23 protein-coding genes are annotated in these 24,279 nt (G+C 60.1%); 7 read left to right on the top strand and 16 right to left on the bottom strand.

Annotated features, from left to right (window positions below; translation table 11 throughout):
• Positions 1-3: 3 nt before the first annotated feature.
• Positions 4-1,251, bottom strand: coding sequence for an MFS transporter (locus K9B32_RS11035; RefSeq protein ID WP_224561916.1), 1,248 nt, complete (start codon positions 1,249-1,251; stop codon positions 4-6).
• A 139-nt stretch (positions 1,252-1,390) separates the two neighbouring features.
• Here K9B32_RS11035 and K9B32_RS11040 point away from each other — a divergent pair, with 139 nt between their 5' ends.
• Both K9B32_RS11040 and K9B32_RS11045 read left to right on the top strand, forming a co-directional pair.
• Positions 1,391-1,681 carry a YggT family protein gene (locus tag K9B32_RS11040; protein ID WP_016556606.1) on the top strand — a complete coding sequence of 97 codons (291 nt, stop codon included), beginning with the start codon at positions 1,391-1,393 and terminating at the stop codon, positions 1,679-1,681.
• Complete coding sequence (locus K9B32_RS11045; RefSeq protein ID WP_224561917.1) at positions 1,678-1,992, top strand: DUF167 domain-containing protein; 315 nt, start codon at positions 1,678-1,680, stop codon at positions 1,990-1,992. The genes K9B32_RS11040 and K9B32_RS11045 overlap by 4 nt, the downstream gene beginning before the upstream one ends.
• Here K9B32_RS11045 and ppa read toward each other — a convergent pair whose 3' ends face one another.
• The 6 genes from ppa to K9B32_RS11075 form a co-directional block, all read right to left on the bottom strand.
• Complete coding sequence (ppa, locus tag K9B32_RS11050; protein ID WP_007794234.1) at positions 1,993-2,529, bottom strand: inorganic diphosphatase; 537 nt, start codon at positions 2,527-2,529, stop codon at positions 1,993-1,995.
• A 113-nt stretch (positions 2,530-2,642) separates the two neighbouring features.
• Positions 2,643-5,294 carry an AMP-binding protein gene (locus K9B32_RS11055; RefSeq protein ID WP_224561918.1) on the bottom strand — a complete coding sequence of 884 codons (2,652 nt, stop codon included), beginning with the start codon at positions 5,292-5,294 and terminating at the stop codon, positions 2,643-2,645.
• A gap of 135 nt (positions 5,295-5,429) precedes the next feature.
• Positions 5,430-5,936: a GNAT family N-acetyltransferase gene (locus tag K9B32_RS11060; RefSeq protein ID WP_007794240.1), complete on the bottom strand. Its 507-nt coding sequence runs from the start codon at positions 5,934-5,936 to the stop codon at positions 5,430-5,432.
• Between the two features lie 201 nt (positions 5,937-6,137).
• Positions 6,138-7,958, bottom strand: a complete 1,821-nt coding sequence (typA, locus tag K9B32_RS11065) for a translational GTPase TypA (RefSeq protein WP_224561919.1) — start codon at positions 7,956-7,958, stop codon at positions 6,138-6,140.
• A 125-nt stretch (positions 7,959-8,083) separates the two neighbouring features.
• A complete protein-coding gene (locus K9B32_RS11070) occupies positions 8,084-9,661 on the bottom strand; it encodes an alkaline phosphatase D family protein (protein WP_224561920.1) in 1,578 nt (525 codons plus the stop codon).
• Positions 9,662-9,930: 269 nt separating this feature from the next.
• On the bottom strand, positions 9,931-12,018 hold the full coding sequence (locus K9B32_RS11075; RefSeq protein WP_224561921.1) for a M3 family metallopeptidase: 2,088 nt from the start codon (positions 12,016-12,018) through the stop codon (positions 9,931-9,933).
• A gap of 211 nt (positions 12,019-12,229) precedes the next feature.
• Here K9B32_RS11075 and K9B32_RS11080 point away from each other — a divergent pair, with 211 nt between their 5' ends.
• Positions 12,230-12,661, top strand: a complete 432-nt coding sequence (locus tag K9B32_RS11080; RefSeq protein WP_224561922.1) for a hypothetical protein — start codon at positions 12,230-12,232, stop codon at positions 12,659-12,661.
• A gap of 2 nt (positions 12,662-12,663) precedes the next feature.
• On the opposite strand, the gene K9B32_RS11085 is transcribed toward K9B32_RS11080, so the two are convergent.
• On the bottom strand, positions 12,664-13,305 hold the full coding sequence (locus tag K9B32_RS11085) for a LysE family translocator (RefSeq protein ID WP_224561923.1): 642 nt from the start codon (positions 13,303-13,305) through the stop codon (positions 12,664-12,666).
• A 203-nt stretch (positions 13,306-13,508) separates the two neighbouring features.
• Between K9B32_RS11085 and K9B32_RS11090 the strand changes: the two genes are divergently transcribed.
• Complete coding sequence (locus K9B32_RS11090) at positions 13,509-14,681, top strand: multidrug effflux MFS transporter (protein WP_224561924.1); 1,173 nt, start codon at positions 13,509-13,511, stop codon at positions 14,679-14,681.
• A gap of 49 nt (positions 14,682-14,730) precedes the next feature.
• Here the strand turns inward: K9B32_RS11090 and K9B32_RS11095 are convergent, their stop codons facing one another.
• Positions 14,731-15,954, bottom strand: coding sequence for an argininosuccinate synthase (locus K9B32_RS11095; protein WP_224561925.1), 1,224 nt, complete (start codon positions 15,952-15,954; stop codon positions 14,731-14,733).
• 188 nt (positions 15,955-16,142) lie between these two features.
• On the opposite strand from K9B32_RS11095, the gene K9B32_RS11100 reads away from it, so the two are divergent.
• A complete protein-coding gene (locus K9B32_RS11100) occupies positions 16,143-16,997 on the top strand; it encodes an SDR family NAD(P)-dependent oxidoreductase (RefSeq protein WP_224561926.1) in 855 nt (284 codons plus the stop codon).
• Between the two features lie 81 nt (positions 16,998-17,078).
• The gene (locus K9B32_RS11105; RefSeq protein ID WP_224561927.1) at positions 17,079-17,720 is read left to right on the top strand and encodes a LysE family translocator; all 642 of its coding nucleotides are present in this window, start codon (positions 17,079-17,081) and stop codon (positions 17,718-17,720) included.
• A 13-nt stretch (positions 17,721-17,733) separates the two neighbouring features.
• On the opposite strand, the gene K9B32_RS11110 is transcribed toward K9B32_RS11105, so the two are convergent.
• From K9B32_RS11110 to K9B32_RS11130, 5 genes are all read right to left on the bottom strand, one after another.
• Positions 17,734-18,528, bottom strand: a complete 795-nt coding sequence (locus K9B32_RS11110; protein WP_224561928.1) for an ABC transporter ATP-binding protein — start codon at positions 18,526-18,528, stop codon at positions 17,734-17,736.
• Positions 18,525-19,406 (bottom strand): ABC transporter permease, encoded by an 882-nt coding sequence (locus tag K9B32_RS11115; RefSeq protein WP_224561929.1) that lies wholly within the window; start codon positions 19,404-19,406, stop codon positions 18,525-18,527. The genes K9B32_RS11110 and K9B32_RS11115 overlap by 4 nt, the downstream gene beginning before the upstream one ends.
• A gap of 120 nt (positions 19,407-19,526) precedes the next feature.
• Positions 19,527-20,480, bottom strand: coding sequence for an ABC transporter substrate-binding protein (locus K9B32_RS11120; RefSeq protein WP_224561930.1), 954 nt, complete (start codon positions 20,478-20,480; stop codon positions 19,527-19,529).
• Between the two features lie 94 nt (positions 20,481-20,574).
• Positions 20,575-21,810, bottom strand: a complete 1,236-nt coding sequence (gene rlmN, locus K9B32_RS11125; RefSeq protein WP_224561931.1) for a 23S rRNA (adenine(2503)-C(2))-methyltransferase RlmN — start codon at positions 21,808-21,810, stop codon at positions 20,575-20,577.
• A gap of 228 nt (positions 21,811-22,038) precedes the next feature.
• Positions 22,039-22,602, bottom strand: coding sequence for an invasion associated locus B family protein (locus K9B32_RS11130; protein ID WP_224561932.1), 564 nt, complete (start codon positions 22,600-22,602; stop codon positions 22,039-22,041).
• Positions 22,603-22,936: 334 nt separating this feature from the next.
• Between K9B32_RS11130 and K9B32_RS11135 the strand changes: the two genes are divergently transcribed.
• Positions 22,937-23,497 carry a sigma-70 family RNA polymerase sigma factor gene (locus K9B32_RS11135; protein ID WP_224561933.1) on the top strand — a complete coding sequence of 187 codons (561 nt, stop codon included), beginning with the start codon at positions 22,937-22,939 and terminating at the stop codon, positions 23,495-23,497.
• Between the two features lie 5 nt (positions 23,498-23,502).
• Here the strand turns inward: K9B32_RS11135 and K9B32_RS11140 are convergent, their stop codons facing one another.
• Both K9B32_RS11140 and K9B32_RS11145 read right to left on the bottom strand, forming a co-directional pair.
• Positions 23,503-23,892, bottom strand: a complete 390-nt coding sequence (locus K9B32_RS11140) for a YkvA family protein (protein ID WP_007794295.1) — start codon at positions 23,890-23,892, stop codon at positions 23,503-23,505.
• Positions 23,893-23,942: 50 nt separating this feature from the next.
• Positions 23,943-24,248 carry a 4a-hydroxytetrahydrobiopterin dehydratase gene (locus tag K9B32_RS11145; RefSeq protein ID WP_007794298.1) on the bottom strand — a complete coding sequence of 102 codons (306 nt, stop codon included), beginning with the start codon at positions 24,246-24,248 and terminating at the stop codon, positions 23,943-23,945.
• Positions 24,249-24,279 lie beyond the last annotated feature (31 nt).

The raw sequence follows: 24,279 nt of genomic DNA on the forward strand, positions 1-24,279 counted from the left end.
CCGTCACACTTGCCCTCGCCGCTCCGGCGCATCAAGCGTGTCGATCTTGCGCAGCTTCGGAAAGCTCGTTGCCCAAATTGCCGCCACGGCAAGTGTTCCAACGCCACCGATCACAACAGCGGGGACGGCGCCGAAAATCGAAGCCATTGTGCCTGCTCGGAATTCGCCGAGTTCGTTGGAGGCACCCACGAAGACCATGTTGACGGCATTGACCCGGCCGCGCAGTTCGTCCGGCGTCCAGAGCGCAATCAGGCTCTCCCGCACGTAGACGGAAATCATATCGGCCGCCCCCATGATGGCCAGCGCTGCAATCGACAGTTCCGTACTGGTCGAAAACCCAAAGACGACAGTGCCGATGCCGAACAGGGCGACGCCGATGAACATGGCAATGCCGGCACTGTGCCTCAGCGGATAGGCAGCGAGAAAAATCGCCATGGCGATCGCGCCAACCCCGGGCGCCGAGCGCAGGAGGCCAAGCCCCCAAGGGCCGAGTGTCAGGATATCGCGCGCGAAAATCGGCATCAGTGCCGTCGCGCCGCCGAGCAGCACTGCAAAGAGGTCGAGCGATATGGCGCCGAGCACGACTTTTTCGGCGCGAATGAAGCGGAAGCCGCCGAGGATCATATCCCAGCTCTTGGCTTCGCCAGTCGTCTTCTGCGGCGGTTTGGGGATCATATAGAGCAGCGCTGCGCCAAGGGCAGCGAAGACGACAGCGACGGTGTAAGCCGTATGAGGGCTGATGCCATAGAGGAGCCCGCCGAGAACCGGCCCCGTGATCGCCGCGAGCTGCCACGAAGACGAATTCCAGGCGATGGCATTCGACAGATCCTGCGGCGGCACAAGGTTCGGGGCCAGCGATTGCACTGCCGGCGACATGAAGGCGCGCTCGATGCCGAAAACCAGCAGAACGGCAAACACAGGCAACGGCGAGAACGTGCCGGCTATCGTCATCAATAGCAGCGCCAGCGTACACAACGCGCTGACGAGCGAGCAAATGGCGGCGATCGCACGTCGATTGTGTCGGTCAGCGACGGATCCGGTGACAAGAATCAGGACCAGCGACGGCAGAAATTGCACGAGGCCAATCAGGCCGAGATAGATCGCGCTGCCGGTCTGGTCATACATCTGCCAGCCGACGGCGACACTGACGATCTGTTGCGAAAAAGACAGCAGAAACCGTGCGAAGAAGAACCGGGTGTAGGACGAATGCCGGAACGCGGCAAAACGATCTCCGGTTGGCGAAAAGGACATGAAGGCTTTCCAAGACAACAGGCCAGACGCCAACGCGCGACGCCGCTGTTAAACATGATTTACAATGCGTTTCGAGACAGCACTTGCTCGTTTAGTCGCCAATGTCTACATGTCTGTCAACAACGAACTGGAGACGGCAATGCTTGCGCTTTTTCAAACCATTGATTTGGCGTTGAATCTCTACACTTGGGTGCTGATCGCCAGCGCTATCTTTTCCTGGCTGTATGCGTTCAACGTGATCAACTCCAGCAACCAGTTCGTCAATTCGGTCGGCATGTTCCTCTACAACGTGACCGAACCGCTGCTGCGGCCGATCCGCCGCGTGCTGCCGAACCTCGGCGGCATCGACATCTCGCCGATCATCCTGCTGCTGATCATTTTCTTTGTGCGTTCGCTGATGTGGAATTCGATCTTCCCGCTGGTGGCATGAGCCAGCCCTGGGCTGCGTTCAACGATCACATGTCTCTCGCAGTTCGTCTGACCCCCAATGGCGGACGCGACGCAATTGACGGCGTGGAAATAGACGCCGAGGGGAAGTCCCACCTCAAAGTCAGAGTGACGGCCGTTCCCGAGAAGGGCAAGGCGAACAAGGCACTGGTCGCGCTGGTGGCCAAGTCGCTTGGTGTCGCAAAGTCATCCGTCAGGATCGCCTCCGGCGATACGTCGCGCAAAAAAATCCTCCGGATCGATGGCGAGCCGGAGGATTTGATCAGGAAATTGAGTGCTCTCGTGGAGAGTTGATTACGCCTTTTCCTTCTTGGCGCGTTCGATCGCCTCGAGGATCAGGGCGCCGGCTTCCTTGGAATCACCCCAGCCGAAGATCTTCACCCACTTGCCGGGCTCGAGATCCTTGTAGTGCTCGAAAAAGTGCTCGATCTGCTTCAGCGTGATCTCCGGAAGGTCGGTAAAGTCCTTTACCTTCTCGTAGCGCAGCGTCAGCTTCGGCGACGGCACGGCAATGATCTTCTCATCCTTGCCGGAATTGTCTTCCATCTTCAGAACGCCGATCGGGCGCACGTTGATGACGCAGCCCGGAACAAGCGGACGCGTGCTGGCGATCAGGACGTCGATCGGATCGCCGTCTTCGGAAAGCGTGTGCGGCACGAAGCCGTAATTGCCCGGATAGGTCATCGGCGTATAGAGGAAGCGATCGACAACGAGCGTACCGGCTTCCTTGTCCATCTCGTACTTGATCGGGTGGCCGCCGACGGGCACCTCAACGATTACGTTGACATCTTCCGGCGGGTTCTTGCCGATGGAAATCGCGTCAATGCGCATAGAGCTTCCCTCTAAAGGTTAAGTCGATGGTTGCCAGATACTGGGAATCATCCCGCAACGCAACACGCCAGTGTCGATTTGAGATCCGCCTGCGGGCGTCGGCAGGCCGACGTTCAGGGCGATACGCGGCTTGCGTGTTGTTCCCGCGCAAACGCCGCACCGGCTCCGAGCAGCGTTCCTCGTCGGCCTGATGGCACGTAGCACAGGCGACGGGCGAGTTGCCTCAACCCTCTCCACAACTGGTGGCCAAGCATCATTCGACGCTGCAGCCGGTAAGCAAGTATGCCGGTCACGAGGCCTGATGCCACCGAAATCGCGACCGGCAGCGGCGCCGTGAAGATCTCGGGATTGCCGGTATCAAATATGATTTCCGGCAGGATACGATGCAGCAGGTAGATGTGATAACTCGCCGTTGCGATCGAAACGGACACGGCAGCAAACAGTGCCGGCAGCCTGACCCGAGGCAGATAGAGAAGTACCGCAAGCACCGGCACCTGCATGCCGTAAAGGATCCAGGAGCCTGCCCAGTTTCCACCAGTATAGGCCATGAGCGGCATTGCCGCGCACCCGGCGGCGATAACTGCAAGCCGTCGTCCCCTCGAATTCGCAAAAGCCGCGCACCACCCGAAAACCGCAAGGTGCAGCACCCAAGCAAGAGTGAATATCTGCCTTTGGCCAACTGGCCAGAGCGCTGGGATAACGAAGTGTGCGAGCACCGCAAAGGCCAGCAGCAGCATGCCGAAACGGAACGGATCCCTGACAGCGAAACGCCGAACCGGCGGCACCGCAAACAGCGTCCCCCAAAGCAGCAGAAGCTGCGCGAAGGCTTCCACGAACCAGTAGAGATAAGGCAGCATCTCGTGTCGCTCCGGCTGGGCGAAGCCGAGGTTTCCGACAAGGAATACCGAGGCCCATGGTATTGCGCCCCAGGCAATGCTGAAGCCAAGGACAACGAGGTAGTAAGGCCAGAGAACGAGGCCGAGCGGCCGCAGGAAGCGCCTCAGATCGCCGGCGAAAAGCGCACTCGATTGGAAGCGTGCCAGTCCGTATCCGCACAGCACGAGCATTGTGCCGGCACCGCCCGGAATCGGCCACGGCGTCGCGTGATGCAGCACGACCAGGAGAATTGCGATCGATTTCAGGAGGATATCGCTGGCGATCGTTCGTCGGGCGCTCGTCGAATGCGATAAAGCCGACAGAGCGCCAACACTCATCTTTTCCCAGCCATCCGGCACTGTGCCGAGCAGTCGCTCGAGACCGACCGTAAGTTCGAGATAACGCAACGAGTCTCCGCCAAGCTCTGCAAAGTTGTCCTGGGGCGAAACCTGCAGCGGGAAGAAAACCTCGCGAAACAGGCCTATGACCGTTGCTTTATCGCGTGCCGGCGGCTCTTCCATGCGCAAGCGAAGTTGTTCGTAGTCGATCTTGCCGTTGGCCAGCCGTGGCAATTCCCTAAAGGCGATCGCACGCACCTGCGGCAAGCCGATGCCTGCAATCATCGCCAGCGCCTCACGAACATCTTTCTCGTCTTGCGGACCCGTAAAGGCCGCAAGCAATTGCTGGTCGTTGCCAACAATAGCGGCAGCAATACCTTTCGCAGCCAGCGCCGTTTCGAGCGCGTCGTGACCGAGACGGACACCGGCAATCTTCGACATCCGCCGCAGGCGGCCCGCGATTCGAAACAGGCCGTTCTCATCGCGCGTAGCAAGATCGCCGGTCCGAAGCTCCTCGATATCAGCGCCTCCCGTCAGATCTTGACGCGTCTCGGCGTAGCCGAGCATGACGTTCGGTCCGCGATAGACGAGTTCCCCGGCAACGTCGGTGCCCGTGATCGTCCCTCCCTGGTCGTCGACCAGCCACAGTTCACCGCCCGGCACCGCAATCCCGATCCGATCGGCACTACCTGGCAGACGCTCAGGAGGGACATAAGCAATTCGCGCCGTCGCCTCTGTCTGCCCGTACATCACATAGAAGCGCTGCCCCGCACCCTGCAGCCAGCCATGATAACGTCGGACCGCCTCCGGCTCCATGCGTCCTCCGGCAACCGTCATGAAGCGAAGATCAGGATAACGCTGTTTGCGAAATCCACGTTGCTCCAAGAGCTCGTAGGAATGCGGGACACCTGCAAAATTCGTGCATCGCGCTGCCCTGAAATCATCCAGGAATGTCGGCTCCAGGACTGATGTCCCGGGCATCCAGACAGCGGCACCGACCGCAAGGTGGGAATTGAGAACCGACAATCCGTAGGAATAATGAAACGGCAGGACCAGGGCGCCAATATCGCCCGGATGCAGGCCAAGATAGTCGGCGATCTGCTCTGCATTGGCAGCAACGGCCGTCTTCGACAATCTCACGGCCTTGCCACTGCCCGTACTCCCTGATGTCACAAGCATCAGGGCGAGATCAGCATGCATGGCCACATCACGGGAACCGAGATTTGTTTCGGTGAGCCGCCAGCGCCCGCCCTCGCGGCGGTAGACGATCTCGGGCGCAAATCGCTCCATGAAGGACGACCAGGCCACGCCGTCCTCCGGCGGCAACAGCGCCGCGGCATGCCCGCCGGCAAGGGCCGCGAGATAGGCGATGATCGAATGCTCGGATTGTGCCGCCTCTATCGCGACAAGCTTTTTGCTGGTGCCTAATGCACGGCTTAGCGACGCAACACGATCTGCGAGTTCGCGATAGGTGATTGCAGGTCGGGACGACAACAAGAGGGCCGGCCTATCGCCCACGTGGTCGATACGCGTCCAAAAGCCATCCAACATGCTTGTTCTCCCACGCGCACCAGAGCGTGAGCCGCGACTTATATAAGTTGAATATGATTTGCAAGTTTTAGCGACCGACAATTGCTGTCAGGCAAAGCGATTTCAGTGAAAAAGCCCCGCTCAAAGCTCGGCGCTTCAACCCCAGATAAAGCCGATTTTCTTTAGCTGCTTTTGGTCGAAAGTTTCCATGCCTTCGCAATAGTCAACACCGCCGTGGCTGCGATAGAACTGAGCGCCCGTCTCGTTTTCCTCGAGGCACCAGACAACCAGTCCATTGCAACCGAGCGACTTTAGAAGGCGCCTCGCCTCACCAAAAAGCAGGTGTCCGAGGCCAATCCCCTGGTACTCCGGTCGAAGATATAGTTCGTAGATCTCGCCTTCCTGGGGAAGCGCACGGGCACGATTGAGGCCGAGTGTTGCGTAGCCTGCGACCGTGCCGGCGACATCGAGAACGAGAAGCGTTGCGGGTCCGCGGGTGGCCTTGCGCCACCAATTCTCACCGCGACGCTCGATCATTTGCCGCAACGCACGATGCGGAATGATCCCCGCATAGGTGTGTTGCCACGCAAGCCGATGCACTTCCGATATGGCTCGGGAATCGTGCGGCTCGGCCCGCCGAACATCGATCGACAACGTCTTCATAACGCTTACTCTGGTCCGATTGTCGGCAATTAACCATATGCGCGCCGCGCATTCAGGCCCTTTGCCCACAGGCTTAAAATGTGGACGACGGCTGAAATTTAACGCTTTTTTAACTACTGCGACAAGCAAGATTCGGCAAACTGCACAAATAAAAAACCCCGGCACGAAGGCCGGGGTTGAAGCTTGAAAGACTTCAGTCGCTTAAGCGTACTTCGCCTTTTCCATGCGCTTGCGCTCGTTCGGGTCGAGGTACATCTTGCGCAGGCGGATCGACTTCGGCGTGACTTCGACCAATTCGTCGTCCTGGATCCAGGAGAGCGCGCGATCGAGCGTCATGCGGATCGGAGGCGTCAGCTTGACGGCTTCATCCTTGCCGGCTGCGCGGATGTTGGTCAGCTTCTTACCCTTCAAGACGTTGACTTCGAGATCGTTGTCGCGGCTGTGGATGCCGATGATCATACCGGCATAGACCTTCTCGCCCGCGTCGATGATCATCGGGCCGCGATCTTCCAGGTTGAACAGAGCATAGGCGACAGCCTCGCCATTGTCGTTGGAAAGCAGCACGCCGTTGACGCGACCACCAATTTCACCCTTGTACGGCTGATAGTCGTGGAACAGACGGTTCATCACGGCCGTCCCCCGCGTATCCGTCAGCAGTTCCGACTGATAACCGATCAGGCCGCGCGTCGGCGCGAAGAACTTCAGACGGATGCGGTTGCCGCCCGACGGACGCAGTTCAACCATCTCAGCCTTACGTTCGGACATCTTCTGGACGACGACGCCGGAATGCTCTTCATCAACGTCGATAACGACTTCTTCGATCGGCTCCAGCATTTCGCCGGTCGCTTCGTCCTTGTGCATGACGACGCGCGGACGCGACACGGCCAGTTCGAAACCTTCGCGGCGCATCGTTTCGATGAGAACGGCAAGCTGCAACTCGCCACGGCCGGAGACGAAGAACGAGTCCTTTTCGGAGGACTCTTCGATCTTCAACGCAACGTTGCCTTCGGCTTCCTTGAACAGACGGTCGCGGATGACGCGCGAGGTGACCTTGTCGCCTTCTGTGCCAGCGTAGGGGCTGTCGTTGACGATGAACGACATGGTGACGGTCGGCGGGTCGATCGGCTGCGCCTGCAGCGCCTCGGTGACCGAGGGATCACAGAAGGTGTCTGCGACAGTACCCTTGGAAAGGCCGGCGATGGCGACGATGTCGCCCGCATGCGCTTCTTCGATCGGCTGACGCTCGATACCGCGGAAAGCCAGGATCTTGGAAATACGCCCGGTTTCGATCGTCTTGCCATCGGCGTGCAGAACCTTGACGGCCTGGTTCGGCTTGATCGAGCCGGAATTGATACGGCCGGTGATGATGCGGCCGAGGAAGGGGTTGGCTTCGAGGATCGTGCCGATCATCGTGAACGGACCTTCGTGAACCGTCGGCTCCGGAACATGCTCGAGCACGAGGTCGAGAAGCGGCGCCAGACCCTGGTCCTTCGGGCCTTCCGGGTTGACGTTCATCCAGCCGTCACGGCCCGAACCGTAGAGGATCGGGAAGTCGAGCTGCTCATCGGTCGCGTCGAGGTTTGCGAAAAGGTCAAAGACTTCGTTGATGACTTCTTCGTGGCGGCCGTCGGGACGGTCGATCTTGTTGATCGCGACGATCGGGCGAAGGCCGACCTTCAGCGCCTTGCCGACGACGAACTTCGTCTGCGGCATCGGGCCTTCGGACGCGTCGACGAGAACGATCGCGCCATCCACCATCGAGAGAATACGCTCGACTTCGCCACCGAAGTCGGCGTGGCCGGGGGTGTCGACGATGTTGATGCGGACACCCTTCCACTCAACCGAGGTCGCCTTGGCAAGAATCGTGATGCCGCGCTCTTTTTCCAGGTCGTTGGAGTCCATGACGCGTTCTGCGACACGCTGGTTCTCGCGGAACGAGCCGGACTGTTTCAGGAGCTCGTCAACCAGTGTCGTCTTGCCATGGTCAACGTGCGCGATGATCGCGATGTTGCGAAGTGCCATATGTCTATATCTCTGAGGCTGGGGCGCCGCGCTGGGAGAAGGCGCCAATTTCATTTGGGCGGCTCATACAGTGTTTTTCGCTTTTGCGAAAGGGGGGGACGCCGGATTGCCTGCCACGCATGACGTCAGCTCGATATCTGCGGGTCGAGGGTCATCCGCCACAGCTCCGTATCGTTCCGGTCCATCAACCTCACGGTCAGTTGCTCGGTCTGCCCGTCGATGTCGACGAGCCCGAAGAACTGCATGCCGGCCGACGGCGGCAGGTTCTGCTCCGAGCCGCCAGGCGCTGCCTTCATGAACTTCACCTGTGGCCCGAAGGTCATGTCGAGTTGCTGCGGACCGTAGGTTCCCGAATGGAGAGGACCTGCCACAAATTCCCAGAACGGCAGGAACTCCTGGAACTTCGCCTTGCCGGGATCGTAGTGGTGCGCAGCGGTATAGTGTACGTCAGCCGTCAGCCAGATCATGTTGGATATGGTGGCATCGCGGATGAACCGCAGCAAATCGGCAAACTCCACCTCGCGGCCGAGCGGGGCGCCATCATCACCATTCGAGATCGACTCGTTGCCGCTCCGGTGGCCGTAGTCGTCCCAGATCACCAGTCCGATCGGCAGATCGCAGGCAATCACCTTCCAGGTCGCCGTCGAGCGAACCAGCTCGCGCTTCAGCCATGCCACCTGGCGCTCGCCCAGCAGACGGGAGCTGTCAGAGAAGGTGGCATCAACGCCAAGGCTGTTGGGACCGCGATAAGAGCGCAGGTCCACGAAGAAGACGTCGAGCAATGGACCATGGGAGATTTTGCGGTAGATGCGGCCAGGCTCATCGGCGACATAGCGGATTGGTGTCATTTCGTGAAAGGCGCGGCTGGCGCGACCGGCGAGTGTCGTGACGGATTTTTCCGTATAGCGGTCGTCGTCGCGAAGGTCGGTCGATGGCGACCAATTGTTCAGCACCTCATGATCGTCCCATTGATAGAAGACGGGACACACCGCATTGAATGCCTTCACATGGTCATCGAGGAGATTGTAGGCCCATTGCCCGCGAAACTGGTCAAGCGTCTGGGCGATGTCGCGCTTTGTTTCCGTAACAATCCTGTTTTTCCAGATACCGCCATCTCGCAGCTTGATCTCATCGGGCACAGGGTTGTCGGCGTAGATCGTATCGCCGGAGTGGATCATGAAATCCGGACGGTGATAGGCGATCGTCTGATAGCTGCGCATGCCCTCGTCGTCGATGCCCCAGCCCTGACCGGCCGTATCGCCCGACCACGCGAAGCGGATGCTGCGCTTACCCGACGGCACCGTTCGAAACTGCCCCAGGATGGGCTCCGAAAGATCGTTGATGTCCTGCAGGTCCGCCGCACGGAAGCGGTAGAATATGTCCTGGTCAGGCGGAAGATCCCGAAGCAGCAGCTTCCCGGCAAGACCGGTTTGTGGCGTGACGTCTATGGGCGCGATGCGTACCGCATTGGCGAACCTGTCGCTCGTCGAGTATTCGACATGCAGTCGCGCGGGCCGGTCCACCTGCGTCCAGATCACGCCGGATCGGGCATCGATATCGCCGGACTGGACGCCGGATGTGAAGACCGGACGGCTGGAGGAACCACGCGCATAATAGGGCATCGCCAGCCCTGCCAGTGAAAATCCGCCGACGGCTCCCATGGACGATAGGAAGCGCCGGCGGGTCGTTTCGGTCAGTTTCATGCCAAGGTGTGTCCGGCTTGCTCGAGCGGGAGAGAGCCTCCCGCGCCGAACCTATGGCGGTGGTCATGTCATCTTCTTGAAGACGGCATGACGGTTTTTCGAAACTTCCGCTACAGTTTTGTTAAGCGAGAGGCCCGGCAGGAGAGCCGAAATGCGTCCTGCGAGAAAATCGTTACTCCGCGGCCAGCCCGCTGGGACGCAGCAGGCTTAGCAGAGGAGCGCCAGCTGCGTCGTGATCCGGATGCCGAAGAGGCGCAATCCAGGACCTGTTAGGCATCACTGCCGGACAGTTCCTCGAAGGTCGCAAGCCCCTTCTTCACCAGCATTGCATCCGGGCTCGGCAGCTTGCCACGGAAAGCCTTGTAGGCATCCTCGGGATCGATCGCGCCGCCGACGGAGTAGATGTTGTCTTTGAGCTTCGCGGCCATCTCGCGATTGAACGCGTCGCCGGTTTCCTCGAAGGCGGCAAAGGCATCCGCATCGAGAACCTCGGACCACATGTACGAATAGTAGCCGGCTGAATAACCACCGGAGAAGATGTGCTGGAAGTGCGGCGAGGCATGACGCATGACGATCGACTTCGGCATGCCAAGCTCGGACAGCACCTCGGACTGCAAAGCCATCGGATCCTCGATCTTGTCGCGAGTGTGGAACGCCATATCGACGAGCGCGGAGGAGGTGAATTCAACCGTATTGAAACCGGAATTGAAGGTGCGTGCGGCCAGAACCTTGTCGAGCAACGCCTGCGGCATCGGCTCGCCGGTTTCGAAATGCACGGCATATTGCTTCAGGATCGCAGGCACCGTTAGCCAGTGTTCATAAAGTTGCGATGGAAGCTCTACGAAATCACGCGAGACGCCCGTGCCCGATACCGACGGATAGGTGACGTTCGAGAGCATCCCGTGGAGCGCATGACCGAACTCGTGGAACAGCGTGCGCGCATCGTCGAGCGAAAGGAGCGCCGGCTTGCCTTCGGCGGGCTTCGCGAAATTGCAGACATTGTAGATGATCGGCAATTCGCCGTTGCGGCCGTTCTTCAACGGCAGCTTGTGCTGCGATTGGAACGAGCTCATCCAGGCGCCGGAGCGCTTCGAGCTACGGGCAAAGTAATCGCCAAGGAAGAGTGCCACCAGCCTGTCCTCGCGGTCGCGGATTTCGAAGACGCGAACATCAGGATGGTAGGCCGGAACGCCCTTCTTCTCGACAGCGCGAATGCCGAACAGCCGGCCGGCGACGTCGAAGCAGGCGTCGATAATCTTCTCGAGCTGCAGGTAGGGCTTCAGCTCGGCCTCGGAAAAATTGAACCGCTGCCCCCGGATCTTCTCGGCATAGTGCCGCCAATCCCAAGGCATGACGTCGTGGTTCTTGCCTTCGTCCGCAATCAGCCTGGCGATGTCTGCCTCTTCCTCGCCGGCGCGCTTGACTGCCTTCGTCCATACCTCCTGAAGCAGGTGGTTCACGGCATCCGGTGTCTTCGCCATTGTGTTGTCGAGCTTCAATTCCGCGAAGTTGCCGTAACCGAGAAGCTTTGCCACCTCGTCGCGAAGCGCAAGTGTATCGCGGATGATGCCGCGATTGTCGGTCGCGCCATCGTTCTCGCCGCGCGCAACCCAAGCCTTGAAGGCCTGCTCACGCAGATCCCGCCGTTCGGAGAAGGTGAGGAACGGTTCGATGATCGAGCGCGACAGGGTAACGGCAAATTTGCCCTCCTCGCCTCGCTCGCGCGCAGCCGCCGCCATCGCATCCTTCAGGAACTCGGGGATGCCCTCGAGGTCGGCCCCGTCGGAAAGGATGAGCGCCCAGTTCTTTTCATCGGCGAGCACGTTCTGCCCGAACTGGGTGCCAAGACCGGCAAGCCTTTCGTTGATGCCCGCGAGCTTCTCCTGCTCGGCTTTCGGCAGCTTCGCACCCGATTTGACGAAGCCTTTCCAGTGCCGCTCCAGCACGCGCGTCTGCTCCAGCGTCAGGCCAAGGCTTTCACGCGCTTCCCACAGGGCATCGATGCGGGCAAAGAGTGCCGCGTTCATGCCGATCTTGGAGTAATGGCGCGACATCTTCGGCGAGATGTCCCGTTCCACCGCCTGGATCGTATCGTTGGTGTGAGCACCCGCCCTGTTCCAGAACAATGCCGATACGCGTGACAGCTCATCGCCCGCGATCTCGAGAGCAACGACGGTATTCTCGAATGTCGGCGTCTCCGGATTGCCCGCGATCGCGTCGATCTCCTTCTCATGCGCGGCAAGCGCAGCATCAAAGGCGGGAGCAAAGTCGCCGTCATTGAGTGCATCGAAACGCGGCAGGCCGTGGAGACCGTTCCATTCGACGAGTGCGGGGTTGAATTCTGGTGTGGAAGGCATGCGGAGATCCTTTGTGGCAGGCAACTGAACAGGCAATATAGGGAGGCGCGCCCGCAATTGGTATTGCCGATCAGACGCACATCTCCCGGCCCGACTGCGAAAAAGTACATGGCAAGAAATGATGCATAAGAATTAACTAATCGTTAACGATTGACGCACGTTCGCCACGCGCGGTAGTTTCACGATCATCCTTTTGCAGTGGATACGCGCCATGGAAATCCTTTCTGTGCGGTCTTCGCCGAATTTCCTTTTCAGAAGAAACCAAGATAATCCAAGCAATTACAACGAATTAGAAGCGCGGCTCGACACAACAACGAAGGCTTCGACGGCGTTCCATATCGATGAAACGAGCGCAGGTACGCCTGATTTTTCCGCGATCAGCGCCAATGAACTGCGCCAGTATGCAAGGCAGGGCTTCGATGCCGGCGCAATCGATCAGGATACATTCGCCGCCATTTCCGAGCCGCTGCCGATGCGAACGATCGATCCATCAGGCAACATTCTCGACCTGTCCGCCATTACCGACGCGACGAGCTTCAATTTCCGGGACTACTACAAAGACCAGCTGCAGATCGCGACATCGATCGGTGACCCGGAAACAGTGGAACGGCTGAATTCCGTCGTCAGCTTCCTCGACGTCTGATCTCAGGCTTTCCGCCACCCGAGCAGGCCGGGCGTCGCATGCCAAAGGGCCTGCGCTGCGAAACCCATGAACAGGACGCCGGAGCAGCGGACGATCAACCGCTCGTGCGATCGATAGAATCGCCGGACGGTTCCCGCGCCAATGACGGTGATCAGGATCATGTCCGCCACGATGAAGCCCAGGAACGAAACCGCCAGCAGAACCGGCAGCGTGTGAAACTGCAGTGCGCTTGCCGAGCCGGCAACGAGCGCAGTGAACGTCGCGAGCGCGACCGGATATCCCTTCGGATTGGTCACGCCGAAGATCAGGCCGCGACGGAACGGTCGCTCCACGACCATCAATGCCTGCCCCTCACCCTTCGGCTTTGCGCGCACCGCATTCCAGCCGATCCAGGCGAGGTAGAAACCGCAGAAAAGCCCGAGGGCGTCGAAGACAAAAGTGCCGATCGTCTTGGCGCCGATGATCGCGATCAGTGCCAGCGACGCCCAGAGCAGATCGCCGACCAGATGGCCGCCGACGAACAGCGCGCCGGCGCGGCGTCCCTGCCCCGCACCGATACCAAGCAGCGCGAGGAAGGCAGGCCCTGGAATGAGCACGTAGAGAAGAGCTGCCAGAAAGGCGCCCGCGAGCAGGGATTGGGTCATCAACAAACTCCAGAAGGGACCGCCGCAGCTTATGCGCCAATAGACAGGCGTCAAGCTGTCACGGCGACCCATGAGATTTTTGAATTGCCGGATCACGCAGCTTCCGACAGAAGGAAAGCGGCCGCCCTCGTGCGGATCGCGCATGTTACCAAAGACCGAGTACCCCTATGCCCCCATTCCGGATGAGCGAACGGCGAACGAGCATGCTCGGTGCGCTTCTCGCAACCATCGGCCCGATCTCGATGTCGATTTACACGCCGGCGATGCCCGAACTCGTCCATGCGTTCCAGACGTCCGACTCGGCAATCAAGATGACGCTCTCCGTCTATTTCGCCGGCTTCTCGGTGGCACAATTGCTCGCTGGCCCGCTTTCGGATGCCTTCGGGCGCCGGGCAGCGACGCTCCTGTTTGTCGGCATCTACGTCGTCGGCAGCCTGCTTGCCGCCTTTGCGCCCGGCATTGAATGGCTGCTCGCTGGCCGCCTGATCCAGGGCGTTGGCGCCTCCGTCGGAATTACGGTTGCCCGCGCCATCGTGCGCGACCAGTTCACCGGAACCGAAGCCTCGCGCATCATGAACCTGATCGGCATCATGATCGCCATTGGACCGGCGGCCGCACCGACGATTGGTGGATTGGCACTTGCCGCTTTCGGCTGGCAATCCGTCTTCTTCCTTCTGATCGGCTTCGGACTCCTGATCTGTTTTGGAGTGATCGTGTTCATGCGCGAAACGAGCGTGCCGGATCCGCGCCGCGCGCTCCCGGTTCCGCTGTTTCGCGCCTATCTGGAGCTTGCACGCGAAAGCCGCTTCGTCTCCGCCTCGCTCGTGCTCGGTGGCTCGATCGGCGCACTCTACGCACAGGCGACGCTGCTCCCCTTTATCCTCATCAAGGTCGTCGGCCTTTCACCGACAGCCTTTGGCTTGGGCATGCTGATGCAGTCCGGTTCCTACTTCCTGGGCTCCGTCTGCCTGCGTTATGCAGCGCCGCGCTTGGGCGGCGACGGTTCCGTGCGCGTCGGGCTTGGGCTACTCGGGCTCGCCGGCATCATGATTGCGCTGTCCGTCCACTTCGTTACGCCCTCCTATCTCTCGATCATGGGGCCGATCGCGTTCCTGGCCTTCGGATTGGCTTTCCTGACGCCACACATGACGACATCGGGCCTCTACCCCTTCCCGCATACCGCCGGCTCGGCCTCGGCAATGATGGGATTCATTCAGATGGGCGGCGGATTTGCCGGCGGCGTCGCGGGTTCGCTGATCGGCATGCCGCTCCTCGCCTTCGGAACGGTGATCCCGATCATGGCGCTGATTTCGATCGTAAGCTACGTCTGGTTCGTGCGCGCCTCGCAACAGCGCCACGCCACAACAGGCGAATGAAAAAAGCCCGCACGAGGCGGGCCTTTGATCTCTTGCGCACTGCTCTCGATCACTTCGAGAGGTTGCGTTTGGCGAGTGTGCGCAGGCGCAGCGCGTTCAGCTTGATGAAGCCCGCGGCGTCCTTCTGGTCGTAGGCGCCCTGGTCGTCTTCGAAGGTAACGAGCTTGTCGGAGTAGAGCGACTTGGAGCTTTCGCGGCCGATGACCATGACGTTGCCCTTGTAGAGCTTCAGCGTCACTTCGCCTTCGACATGCTCCTGGCTCTTGTCGATCAGCGCCTGCAGCATCTCGCGCTCCGGCGAGAACCAGAAGCCGTAGTAGATCAGCTCGGCGTAGCGCGGCATGATCTCGTCCTTGAGGTGCGCGGCACCGCGGTCGAGCGTGATGGATTCAATCGCGCGATGCGCGGCAAGCAGGATCGTACCGCCGGGCGTTTCGTAAACGCCGCGCGACTTCATGCCGACGAAGCGGTTTTCCACGAGGTCGAGGCGGCCGATACCGTTGTCGCGGCCGTAATTGTTGAGCGTCGCAAGCAGCGTCGCCGGGCTCATACGGACGCCATTGATCGAAACCGCGTCACCCTTGTCGAAGCCGACCTTGATGATCGTCGCCTTGTCAGGCGCGGCTTCCGGCGAGATCGTGCGCATGTGCACGTATTCGGGCGCTTCCTGAGCGGGATCTTCCAGAACCTTGCCCTCGGACGACGAGTGCAGCAGGTTGGCGTCGACGGAGAACGGCGCTTCACCCTTCTTGTCCTTGGCAACCGGGATCTGGTGCGCTTCGGCAAAGGCCAGCAGATCGGTGCGGCTCTTGAACGCCCAGTCGCGCCATGGCGCGATGATCTTGATGTCCGGGTTTAAAGCATAGGCGGAGAGTTCGAAACGAACCTGGTCGTTGCCCTTGCCGGTGGCGCCATGCGCGATCGCATCGGCGCCGGTCTTGCGGGCGATATCGATCAGGTGCTTGGAGATCAGCGGACGCGCGATCGAGGTGCCGAGCAGATAGACGCCTTCATAGACGGCATTGGCGCGGAACATCGGGAAGACGAAGTCCTTGACGAACTCTTCGCGAACGTCCTCGATGTAGATTTCCTTGATGCCGAGCATCTCGGCTTTCTTGCGCGCCGGCTCCAGCTCTTCGCCCTGACCGAGATCGGCCGTGAATGTCACGACTTCTGCACCGAGTTCGGTCTGCAGCCACTTCAGGATGATCGAGGTGTCGAGGCCGCCGGAATAGGCGAGGACAACTTTCTTTACGTCTTTGTGCGATGCCATGATGATGAGGTCCGTTGCAAAAGGGCAGCGGCAAGCCCGCAAAGCCCGGTATGGCTGGGCACTTTTAGCGAGATCGGCGCAGGACGCAAGGGCAACGGCGACCACGGGCGGCGCGGATATAGTTTGACAGGCCGAAAGCGCAACCCATATCTGCCAGCGTCCGCACAATGCTGAGGGAGTGGCTGGCCGTGACGAAAATCCAAGACATCATCAAGAAATCCAATGTCGCCGTCATCACCGGCGGTGCTTCCGGCATCGGGCTTGCCGCGGCGAAGCACTTTGCCCGGGTGGGTATGAGCGTCGCCATTGCCGATCTAGGCGGCGACCGGCTTGCGGAGGCGGCAAAGGAACTGAAATCGATCTCCGGCGAAGAGAACGTGCTCGCCGTTGAAACCGACGTTGCGCAGAAGGACTCGCTGGAAGCGCTCGAGCGGACGGTGATCCAGCGCTTCGGCCGAGTGCATATTCTCATGAACAATGCCGGCATCGGCCCCGGGACGTCGATTTTCAGCCCCCAGGCCGATTGGGACAGCATCGTCGGCGTCAACTTGCTTGGCGTCATCAACGGAACGCGGACCTTCGGCCAGCAGATGCTCTCGCACGGCGAACCCGGTCTCATCATCAACACCGGTTCCAAGCAGGGCATTACCACGCCGCCCGGCAATCCGGCCTACAACGTCTCGAAGGCCGGCGTGAAGGTGTTCACCGAAGCGCTCGAGCATGAATTGCGCAACACCGAAGGCTCGAAGATCTCTGCCCACTTGCTGATTCCCGGCTTCGTCTTCACCGGCCTCACCAAGGGCGATCGTGCCGAAAAGCCGGCCGCCGCATGGACTCCCGAACAGACGGTCGACTTCATGATCGAAAGCCTGGAGCGTGGCGACTTCTATATCCTCTGCCCGGACAACGACGTCGCCCGCGCGGTGGACGAACGCCGCATGGCTTGGGCGATGGGTGACATCATCGAGAACCGCCCGCCGCTGTCGCGCTGGCACAAGGATTATGCCGACAAATTCAAGGCCTATCTCGAGCGGAAGGAATAGGTCGTATTAGAAGGTTTGATTAGACATTTTCTGGGAGCCGGGTAAAAACGGTCGACGTTTTTCGGCTTTCAGAGTGTACCCATGGACTTCCTGCCCAGCTTTCCGACGCTTCTCGCCTTCGCAGCAGCGACCCTTCTGCTTGCTGCGACGCCTGGCCCCGACATGACTCTGTCCATCAGCCGCGCGCTGGCGCAGGGCAAGAAGGCGGCACTGTTCGTCGTCCTTGGCACGAGCCTCGGCATCGTGGTCCACACCATGCTGGTCGCCTTCGGTGTTTCGGCGCTTATTACAGCCTCGCCGACAGCCTTCCTGATCCTCAAGACGGGCGGTGCAGCCTACCTGCTCTGGCTTGCCGTCCACGCGATCCGGTACGGTTCGAAGTTTTCGGTCAACAAGGTGGAAGCGTCAATGGGCACGCCGCTTGTCAACATCTCCTCGGGGTTCTGGGTCAACCTTTTGAACCCGAAGGTGATCATCTTCTTCATGACGTTCCTGCCGCAGTTCGTCAGCGCCGGCGACCCGGCGGTGACGCAGAAGTTACTGTTTCTCGGCTTCTGCTTCATCGTGATCGGCATGCCGGTGAACGCTGCCGTCGTCTTCACGGCCGACTGGCTGGCCGGATGGCTGCAGAACAACAAGAAGATTCTGCGCGGCATGGATTTTACCTTCGCCGGCGTCTTCTCCGTCTTCGCGGCAAAAATCCTGCTGACCCAGGCGCGCTGATCCGGTAGCCGGATCAGCCGATCAGCAGCGCATCGTCATCCAAGGTCTGGCCGCGCATCTTGCGGAACATGGCAATCAAGTCTTCGACCTGCAGCGTCTTGCGGCTGTCGCCACTGACGTCGAGAACGATCTCGCCACCATGCAGCATGATCGTGCGGTGCCCATAGTCGAGCGCTTGACGCATGGAGTGGGTGACCATCAACGTCGTCAGCTTGCGCTCCGAAACGATTTTCTGCGTGAGGCCCATCACGAACTCGGCCATGCCAGGATCGAGCGCCGCCGTATGCTCGTCGAGCAGCAGCACTTCGGAACCGGCAAGTGTCGCCATGACCAGCGACACCGCCTGCCGCTGGCCGCCGGAAAGCAAATCCATGCGATCCCGCATCCGGTTCTCGAGTCCGAGATTAAGTTCGCTGATACGCTCGCGGAAAAGCTCGCGCCGTTTCGGACCCAGCGCCGAGGCGAGACCACGCTGCTCACCGCGACGCGCCGCAAGCGCAAGATTCTCCTCGATCGAAAGCGAGCCGCAACTTCCCGTCAGCGGATCCTGGAAGACGCGGGCGACGAGGCCGGCGCGGGCAGCCGTGGACTTGCGCGTGACATCGGCATGGCCGATCAGCACCTGGCCTTCGCTGGCAAGCACATCGCCGGCAAGCACGCCGAGAAGCGTCGACTTGCCCGCTCCGTTCGAACCGATGACGGTGACGAACGAGCCTTCCTCAATCGTAAGGCTGACACCGTTCAGCGCCAGCTTCTGCAGCGGCGTTCCCTTGCCGAAGACGACCTTGATATCCTTGAGTGTAATCACGATGCGGTACCTCCGCGGCGAAGGCGGGGAAGAATGAGCGCGATCGTCACCAGCACCGCCGTCACGAAATTAAGGTCCGAAGCCTGCAACCCGATAACGTCAGTCGAGAGTGCGAGCTGGATGGCGATACGATAGAGGATCGAGCCGAGCACGCAGCCGATCAAAGCGATCAGCAGCCCGCGCCGGCCGAGCAGCGTTTCGCCGATGATGACGGCCGCGAGGCCGACAACGATCGTACCAACACCCGAGGTGACATCGGCAAAGCCGTTCGTCTGCGCAAACAGTGCGCCGCCGAAAGCGACCAGCGCGTTGGAGATCGCCATGCCGAGATAGATCTGGCGGCTCGTGTCCACACCCTGCGCGCGGGCCATACGGGCATTGGCACCGGTCGCGCGCATCGCCAGACCCGAGTCGCTTTCCAGGAAGCGCCAGACGAGGATTACGGCGACAACGACGAGGACGCCGACGAAGAGCGGGCGAACGTAGAAATCACGCAGCCCATGACCGAAGAACGGGCTGATCATCGTATCCGCATTGATCAGCGCGACGTTCGGCTTGCCCATCACACGCAGGTTGACCGAGAAGAGCGCGATCATCGTCAGGATCGACGCCAGCAGGTTGAGGATCTTGAACCGCACATTGAGCATCGCGGTAACAATACCGGCCGCAGCACCCGCGACCATGGCAATGAGCGCAGCAAGCCAGGCATTGACTCCCGCAATAATGAGAACCGCCGTTACCGCAGCGCCCAGCGGGAAGGAGCCGTCAACCGTCAGATCAGGAAAATCCAGCACACGAAATGCGAGGTACACGCCGAGCGCTACGAAGGCATAGACCAACCCCAGCTCCACGGCTCCCCAGAATGCGATCTGACTCAAGGCTCTTGCCCTCTCTTCTCACTCGTCCCGACTGTTGCGGGACCCAGGCTTTTAATACCATCAGCCGCCCCCGGAAAACGGGAGCGGCTGCATGGCAAGTTTCTCAAAAATACGCGGCGATCAGTCGATCGTCTTCGTCGCGCGCTTCAAGACGCTTTCCGGCAGCGTCACGCCCATCTTCGTAGCAGCGCCCTTATTGACCACCAGATCGCTACCAGCGGCAACCTTTACCGGAATATCGCCCGGGTTTTCGCCCTTAAGGATACGAACGACGATTTCGCCGGTCTGCTTGCCGACATCGTAATAGTTGAAGCCGAGCGCAGCGATTGCACCGCGCGAGACGGAGTCCGTATCCGCAGTGAAGAGCGGCAGCTTGCTTTCTTCGGCAACGGCGACGGCACCTTCGAGCGCGGAAATGATCGTATTGTCGGTCGGGATGTAGATGGCATCGGCACGGCCGACGAGCGCGCGGGCGGCACCCTGCACCTCCGCGGACTTGGTGGCAGCCGACTCGACAACCTTCAAGCCGGCCTTCTCGGCTTCCGTCTTCAGAACGGCGAGCAGCGACACCGAGTTGGCTTCGCCTGAGTTATAGAGGTAGCCGATCGTTTTAACGTTCGGCAGGATTTCCTTGATGAGCGCAAGGTGCTCGGCAACCGGCGACATGTCGGACAGGCCGGTAACGTTGCCACCCGGCTTCTCCATGTCCTTGACGAGCTGCGCGCCGAGCGGATCGGATACAGCGGTGAACACCACCGGGATGTCACGTGTTGCGGAAACGACAGCCTGTGCGGAAGGCGTGGAGATCGGCACGATGACGTTAGGGCCTTCGCCGGCGAACTGGCGGGCGATCTGCGCTGCGGTTGCCGGGTTACCCTGGGCAGACTCGAACATGAACTTCAGGTTCTCGCCTTCCTTGTAGCCTGCCGCCGTCAACACATCGAGGACACCCTTGCGTGCGGCATCGAGTGCCGGATGCTCGACGATGGCCGTGACCGCGACGGTCACATCTTCGGCCTTGACGGGCAGAGTCAAGGCCAGCGTCGCCGCGACAGCAAGCAAAATGGAACGCATTGGGTATCCTCCTGATATGATTTTGGCCTGCTTCTAGGAAAAGCAGGTCATGAAATCAATCATTAGAAAACACTGAACGGATCAAACTTGCTGATCAGTCGTCCGCGCCGTGATTGGCGATCATCATCGCCTCGAAGGCCAATCGTTCGGTCTTGCGCATGCGCTCCGAGTCCGACTTCAGCTGGCCGCAGGCTGCGAGAATGTCGCGGCCGCGCGGCGTCCGGATTGGCGAGGCATAGCCGGCGGAGTTGATGAAATCGGCAAACTTCTCGATCTGCGCCCAGTCCGAACACTGGTAATTGGTGCCCGGCCACGGATTGAACGGAATGAGGTTGATCTTCGCCGGCACGCCCTTCAGCAGCTGAACGAGACCCTTGGCATCCTCCAGGCTGTCGTTGACGTCCTTGAGCATCACATATTCGAAGGTGATGCGACGGGCGTTCGACAAGCCGGGATACTTCCGGCAGGCGTCGATCAGTTCCTTCAGCGGGTATTTCTTGTTGATCGGCACCAGGATGTCGCGCAGGTCGTCGCGCACGGCGTGGAGCGAGATTGCCAGCATCACGCCGATTTCATCGCCAGTGCGGAAGATTTCAGGCACGACGCCTGACGTCGACAGCGTGACGCGGCGCTTGGAGAGCGACAGGCCGTCGCCATCGGTGGCGATCAGCAACGCCTGCTTCACGGCATCGAAATTGTAGAGCGGCTCACCCATGCCCATCATCACGATGTTGCTGACCTTGCGGCCTTCCGCTGGCATGATGGTACCTTGTGGCGCCTCGCGGTCCGGGAAGTCACCGAGCCGATCGCGAGCCAGCAGAAGCTGCGAGAGAATTTCCTCCGCCGTCAGGTTGCGCACCAGACGTTGCGTTCCGGTATGACAGAAGGAACAGGTCAGCGTGCAGCCCACCTGGCTTGAGATGCAAAGCGTCCCACGACCCTCTTCCGGAATATAGACGGCCTCGATCTCAACCGGACGCCCCGCGCCGCGCGCCGGGAAACGCAGCAGCCACTTGCGGGTGCCGTCGTTGGAAACCTGCTCCTCGACAATTTCAGGACGCGCGATGGTGAAATGCTGCTTCAGCATCTCGCGCATGTCCTTGGCGACATTCGTCATGTGATCGAAATCGGAGACGCCGCGCACGTAGATCCAGTTCCAGAGCTGGGCGACGCGCATCTTGATCTGCTTGTCCGGCACGCCTCTTTCGCGCAGCACAGCACCCATCTCCTCGCGGCTGAGGCCGATCAGCGAGGGCTTCAGCCCAGCATCAGCACCGCTGATCACTGCGCCCAAAGGCTTGGTAACGGTCATCGCATCCATGACGGACATAGTCTCTAATCCCGAATTCAACATGCTACCGTCCCGGAAAGCCGGATGACTTGCGGGTACGAAGGGCATGGTGGCAGAAATTGAATGCGGAGCATACGGCAAGGACCGCGATCTATCCGCTGTTGCGCGGGCCTTTAGCATCATTTTTGCCGCGCGTCACTATAGATGGGAAACGACAAAAGCCGGCGCAAGGCCGGCCTTTGAATTCAAAGAACAATCCCGAACCGCTTATTTGCAGCCTTCGACCTGCTTCAGCGCGGCGGAAATGCCGGAAAGCGAATAGCTGTAGGAGGTCGAAGTGCCCTTGCGCGATGTCGCGTTGACGGTCATCGCGTGGCCGCTCTTCATGGCCGCGACGAGCGCCGGCTCCTGAGCCGCATTCTCGACCCAGCCGGCCTTGTCCTTGGTGAACATCACGAAGGTCTTGTTGTCGATGACAACATCGATCTTCGAGTTTTCCTTGACGGTGTAACCCATCATCGCCTGCGGCTCGTAGGAAATGTTCTGGCCGGGGCGCTGCGAAACGATGAAGAAGTTATCACCGTGATCGATGCCGGCTGGCTTCTTTTCCGTCGGCACGGACAGAACGTAGCAGACGGTGTTCGCGCCGGACTTGTAGGAGTAAGCGCCCCAAGCCTGGAACTGCTGAATGCGTGTCGGCGCTGTCGAAGCCGGCGTTGCCTGCTGCTGCGCTGCCGGCGCCGCAGGCTGCGACTTCCTGGTCTGAGCGGATGCAATGCCGGCGCCGGCTAGAGCGAGGGAAAGGGCGATTGCGGTACTTCTAAGAAACATGGATATCCTGCCGGTTCTTGCGATTCGAGCCCGAAGCGAACGGGCGGCGCATAATCACGATCTGCTTTATTTTGACTTAATTCAGGTTACCAAAGCGTCAACAGGGACTGCGAGAAGTCCCTGCCTGTGCCATTTTCGCCCAAGTGTCAACGTCGAGCGCTGGCGCCTCGCCCGTGATGACGTGATACCGCGTGCGCACGCAGACCATCGTCATGAATGAATTTAAGACATAAAGATTCAGGCAAGAGTTTGACCTTTTGAGAAACCGTTGTACGTCAATAAGCACTGGAAAACCGTTGGAGAATTCGCCGGGTTAGGGGACTTTGGACGGGACATGAATGCCGAGGAGAAACAGCGCTTCGCCGACCTCGCCAGGGCCGTTGCGGACCGCCGTGACCAAGAGGCATTCGCCGTGCTGTTCGATTACTTCGCGCCGCGCCTCAAATCCTGGTTACTGCGCCAAAGGATGGCTAGCAGCGAGGCAGAAGAACTCGTTCAGGAAGTGATGATCGTGCTCTGGCATAAGGCTGAGCTCTACGACGCGGCGAGATCATCGCTGTCGACCTGGCTGTTTCGCATTGCCCGCAATCGCCGGATCGATCTTCAGCGCCGCGCGAGGACCCGCATCCTGGATGGTGCAGACCCGGCGTTGCAGCCGGTCGCAGAAATTGCCGCCGACGAAATTCTCGCCAACGACGATCGAGACGCCCATGTGCGCGCAGCCGTCAGCCAGCTCCCCGAAGAGCAACGCGAAATGCTCCGCGCCGCGTTCTTTCTCGGCCAATCCCATTCGCAGATTGCTGAGGCGACGGGCTTGCCGCTCGGCACCGTAAAGTCCCGCATCCGGCTTGCCTTCGGAAAGCTCCGGAAGGCTCTTGAGGCTGAAAGCGCCTGACGCGGCTAGATCGTCTTCATGCCTTCAGGCTTGTCGGCGAGCGCACGGTCCGCTGCCTCATAGTGCCTCGGCTGCAGGTGCCTGCTGACCATTGCGAAGGCGGCGGAGAGGACTGCCACGTCGTCCGAAAACCCGATCACGGCAAAAACATCAGGGATCATATCGATCGGCATGACGAAATAGGCAAGCGCAGCCAGAAGCACGCCGCGCACCCTTGTCGGCGTCTGCGGATCCATCGCACAGTAGAATGCGGCGACGACGTCGCGCGCGAAGGGAATCTGCCGCACGGCCTTCTTGAAGGTCGGCCAGAATTTCTTGCGCACAGTCTGTTCGCGCCGGCTCTGCGTATCATCGTCGCCCGGCAGAAGGATCTCACCGAATTTGACGTCGTCCATCCCGATTGGTCCTTTCGTTCACGCGCACATATGTGATGGCTGTACCGGAATCAATCAAGCCGGCGTGCTGCCGCCTTCTCCATCGCTGCCGCCAGCCGGAAGTCAAGCTCGGTCAGGCCGCCGGCATCATGGGTGTTGAGTTTCACCTCGACGCGCGAATAGACATTGAACCATTCCGGATGATGATTGAGCCGTTCTGCGGCAAGCGCCGCTTCCGTCATGAAGCCGAAAGCCTCGACGAAATTGCGAAACTTGAAGCTTCGCGATATCGACGTGCCAGTGTCATTGAGCGACCAGCCGTCAAGCTTGGCAAGTTCGGCGGCGATGGCTTGCCGTTCCAGTTTTTCCCGTTTCATGCGATTGTCCCTCCTCTATCCATCATGGACC

Source organism: Rhizobium sp. 3T7 (assembly GCF_020166565.1).
Lineage (GTDB): Bacteria > Pseudomonadota > Alphaproteobacteria > Rhizobiales > Rhizobiaceae > Rhizobium.

What these genes read in the sequence shown, in the direction of transcription:
- K9B32_RS11035 (WP_224561916.1), bottom strand. Translation starts at nt 1,251, where the DNA reads ATGTCCTTTTCGCCAACCGGAGATCGTTTTGCCGCGTTCCGGCATTCG.
- ppa (WP_007794234.1), bottom strand. Translation starts at nt 2,529, where the DNA reads ATGCGCATTGACGCGATTTCCATCGGCAAGAACCCGCCGGAAGATGTC.
- K9B32_RS11145 (WP_007794298.1), bottom strand. Translation starts at nt 24,248, where the DNA reads ATGAAACGGGAAAAACTGGAACGGCAAGCCATCGCCGCCGAACTTGCC.
- typA (WP_224561919.1), bottom strand. Translation starts at nt 7,958, where the DNA reads ATGGCACTTCGCAACATCGCGATCATCGCGCACGTTGACCATGGCAAG.
- K9B32_RS11045 (WP_224561917.1), top strand. Translation starts at nt 1,678, where the DNA reads ATGAGCCAGCCCTGGGCTGCGTTCAACGATCACATGTCTCTCGCAGTT.
- K9B32_RS11090 (WP_224561924.1), top strand. Translation starts at nt 13,509, where the DNA reads ATGCTCGGTGCGCTTCTCGCAACCATCGGCCCGATCTCGATGTCGATT.
- K9B32_RS11105 (WP_224561927.1), top strand. Translation starts at nt 17,079, where the DNA reads ATGGACTTCCTGCCCAGCTTTCCGACGCTTCTCGCCTTCGCAGCAGCG.
- K9B32_RS11135 (WP_224561933.1), top strand. Translation starts at nt 22,937, where the DNA reads ATGAATGCCGAGGAGAAACAGCGCTTCGCCGACCTCGCCAGGGCCGTT.
- K9B32_RS11040 (WP_016556606.1), top strand. Translation starts at nt 1,391, where the DNA reads ATGCTTGCGCTTTTTCAAACCATTGATTTGGCGTTGAATCTCTACACT.
- K9B32_RS11075 (WP_224561921.1), bottom strand. Translation starts at nt 12,018, where the DNA reads ATGCCTTCCACACCAGAATTCAACCCCGCACTCGTCGAATGGAACGGT.
- K9B32_RS11060 (WP_007794240.1), bottom strand. Translation starts at nt 5,936, where the DNA reads ATGAAGACGTTGTCGATCGATGTTCGGCGGGCCGAGCCGCACGATTCC.
- K9B32_RS11080 (WP_224561922.1), top strand. Translation starts at nt 12,230, where the DNA reads ATGGAAATCCTTTCTGTGCGGTCTTCGCCGAATTTCCTTTTCAGAAGA.
- rlmN (WP_224561931.1), bottom strand. Translation starts at nt 21,810, where the DNA reads ATGTCCGTCATGGATGCGATGACCGTTACCAAGCCTTTGGGCGCAGTG.
- K9B32_RS11095 (WP_224561925.1), bottom strand. Translation starts at nt 15,954, where the DNA reads ATGGCATCGCACAAAGACGTAAAGAAAGTTGTCCTCGCCTATTCCGGC.
- K9B32_RS11120 (WP_224561930.1), bottom strand. Translation starts at nt 20,480, where the DNA reads ATGCGTTCCATTTTGCTTGCTGTCGCGGCGACGCTGGCCTTGACTCTG.
- K9B32_RS11055 (WP_224561918.1), bottom strand. Translation starts at nt 5,294, where the DNA reads ATGTTGGATGGCTTTTGGACGCGTATCGACCACGTGGGCGATAGGCCG.
- K9B32_RS11140 (WP_007794295.1), bottom strand. Translation starts at nt 23,892, where the DNA reads ATGGACGACGTCAAATTCGGTGAGATCCTTCTGCCGGGCGACGATGAT.
- K9B32_RS11070 (WP_224561920.1), bottom strand. Translation starts at nt 9,661, where the DNA reads ATGAAACTGACCGAAACGACCCGCCGGCGCTTCCTATCGTCCATGGGA.
- K9B32_RS11085 (WP_224561923.1), bottom strand. Translation starts at nt 13,305, where the DNA reads ATGACCCAATCCCTGCTCGCGGGCGCCTTTCTGGCAGCTCTTCTCTAC.
- K9B32_RS11130 (WP_224561932.1), bottom strand. Translation starts at nt 22,602, where the DNA reads ATGTTTCTTAGAAGTACCGCAATCGCCCTTTCCCTCGCTCTAGCCGGC.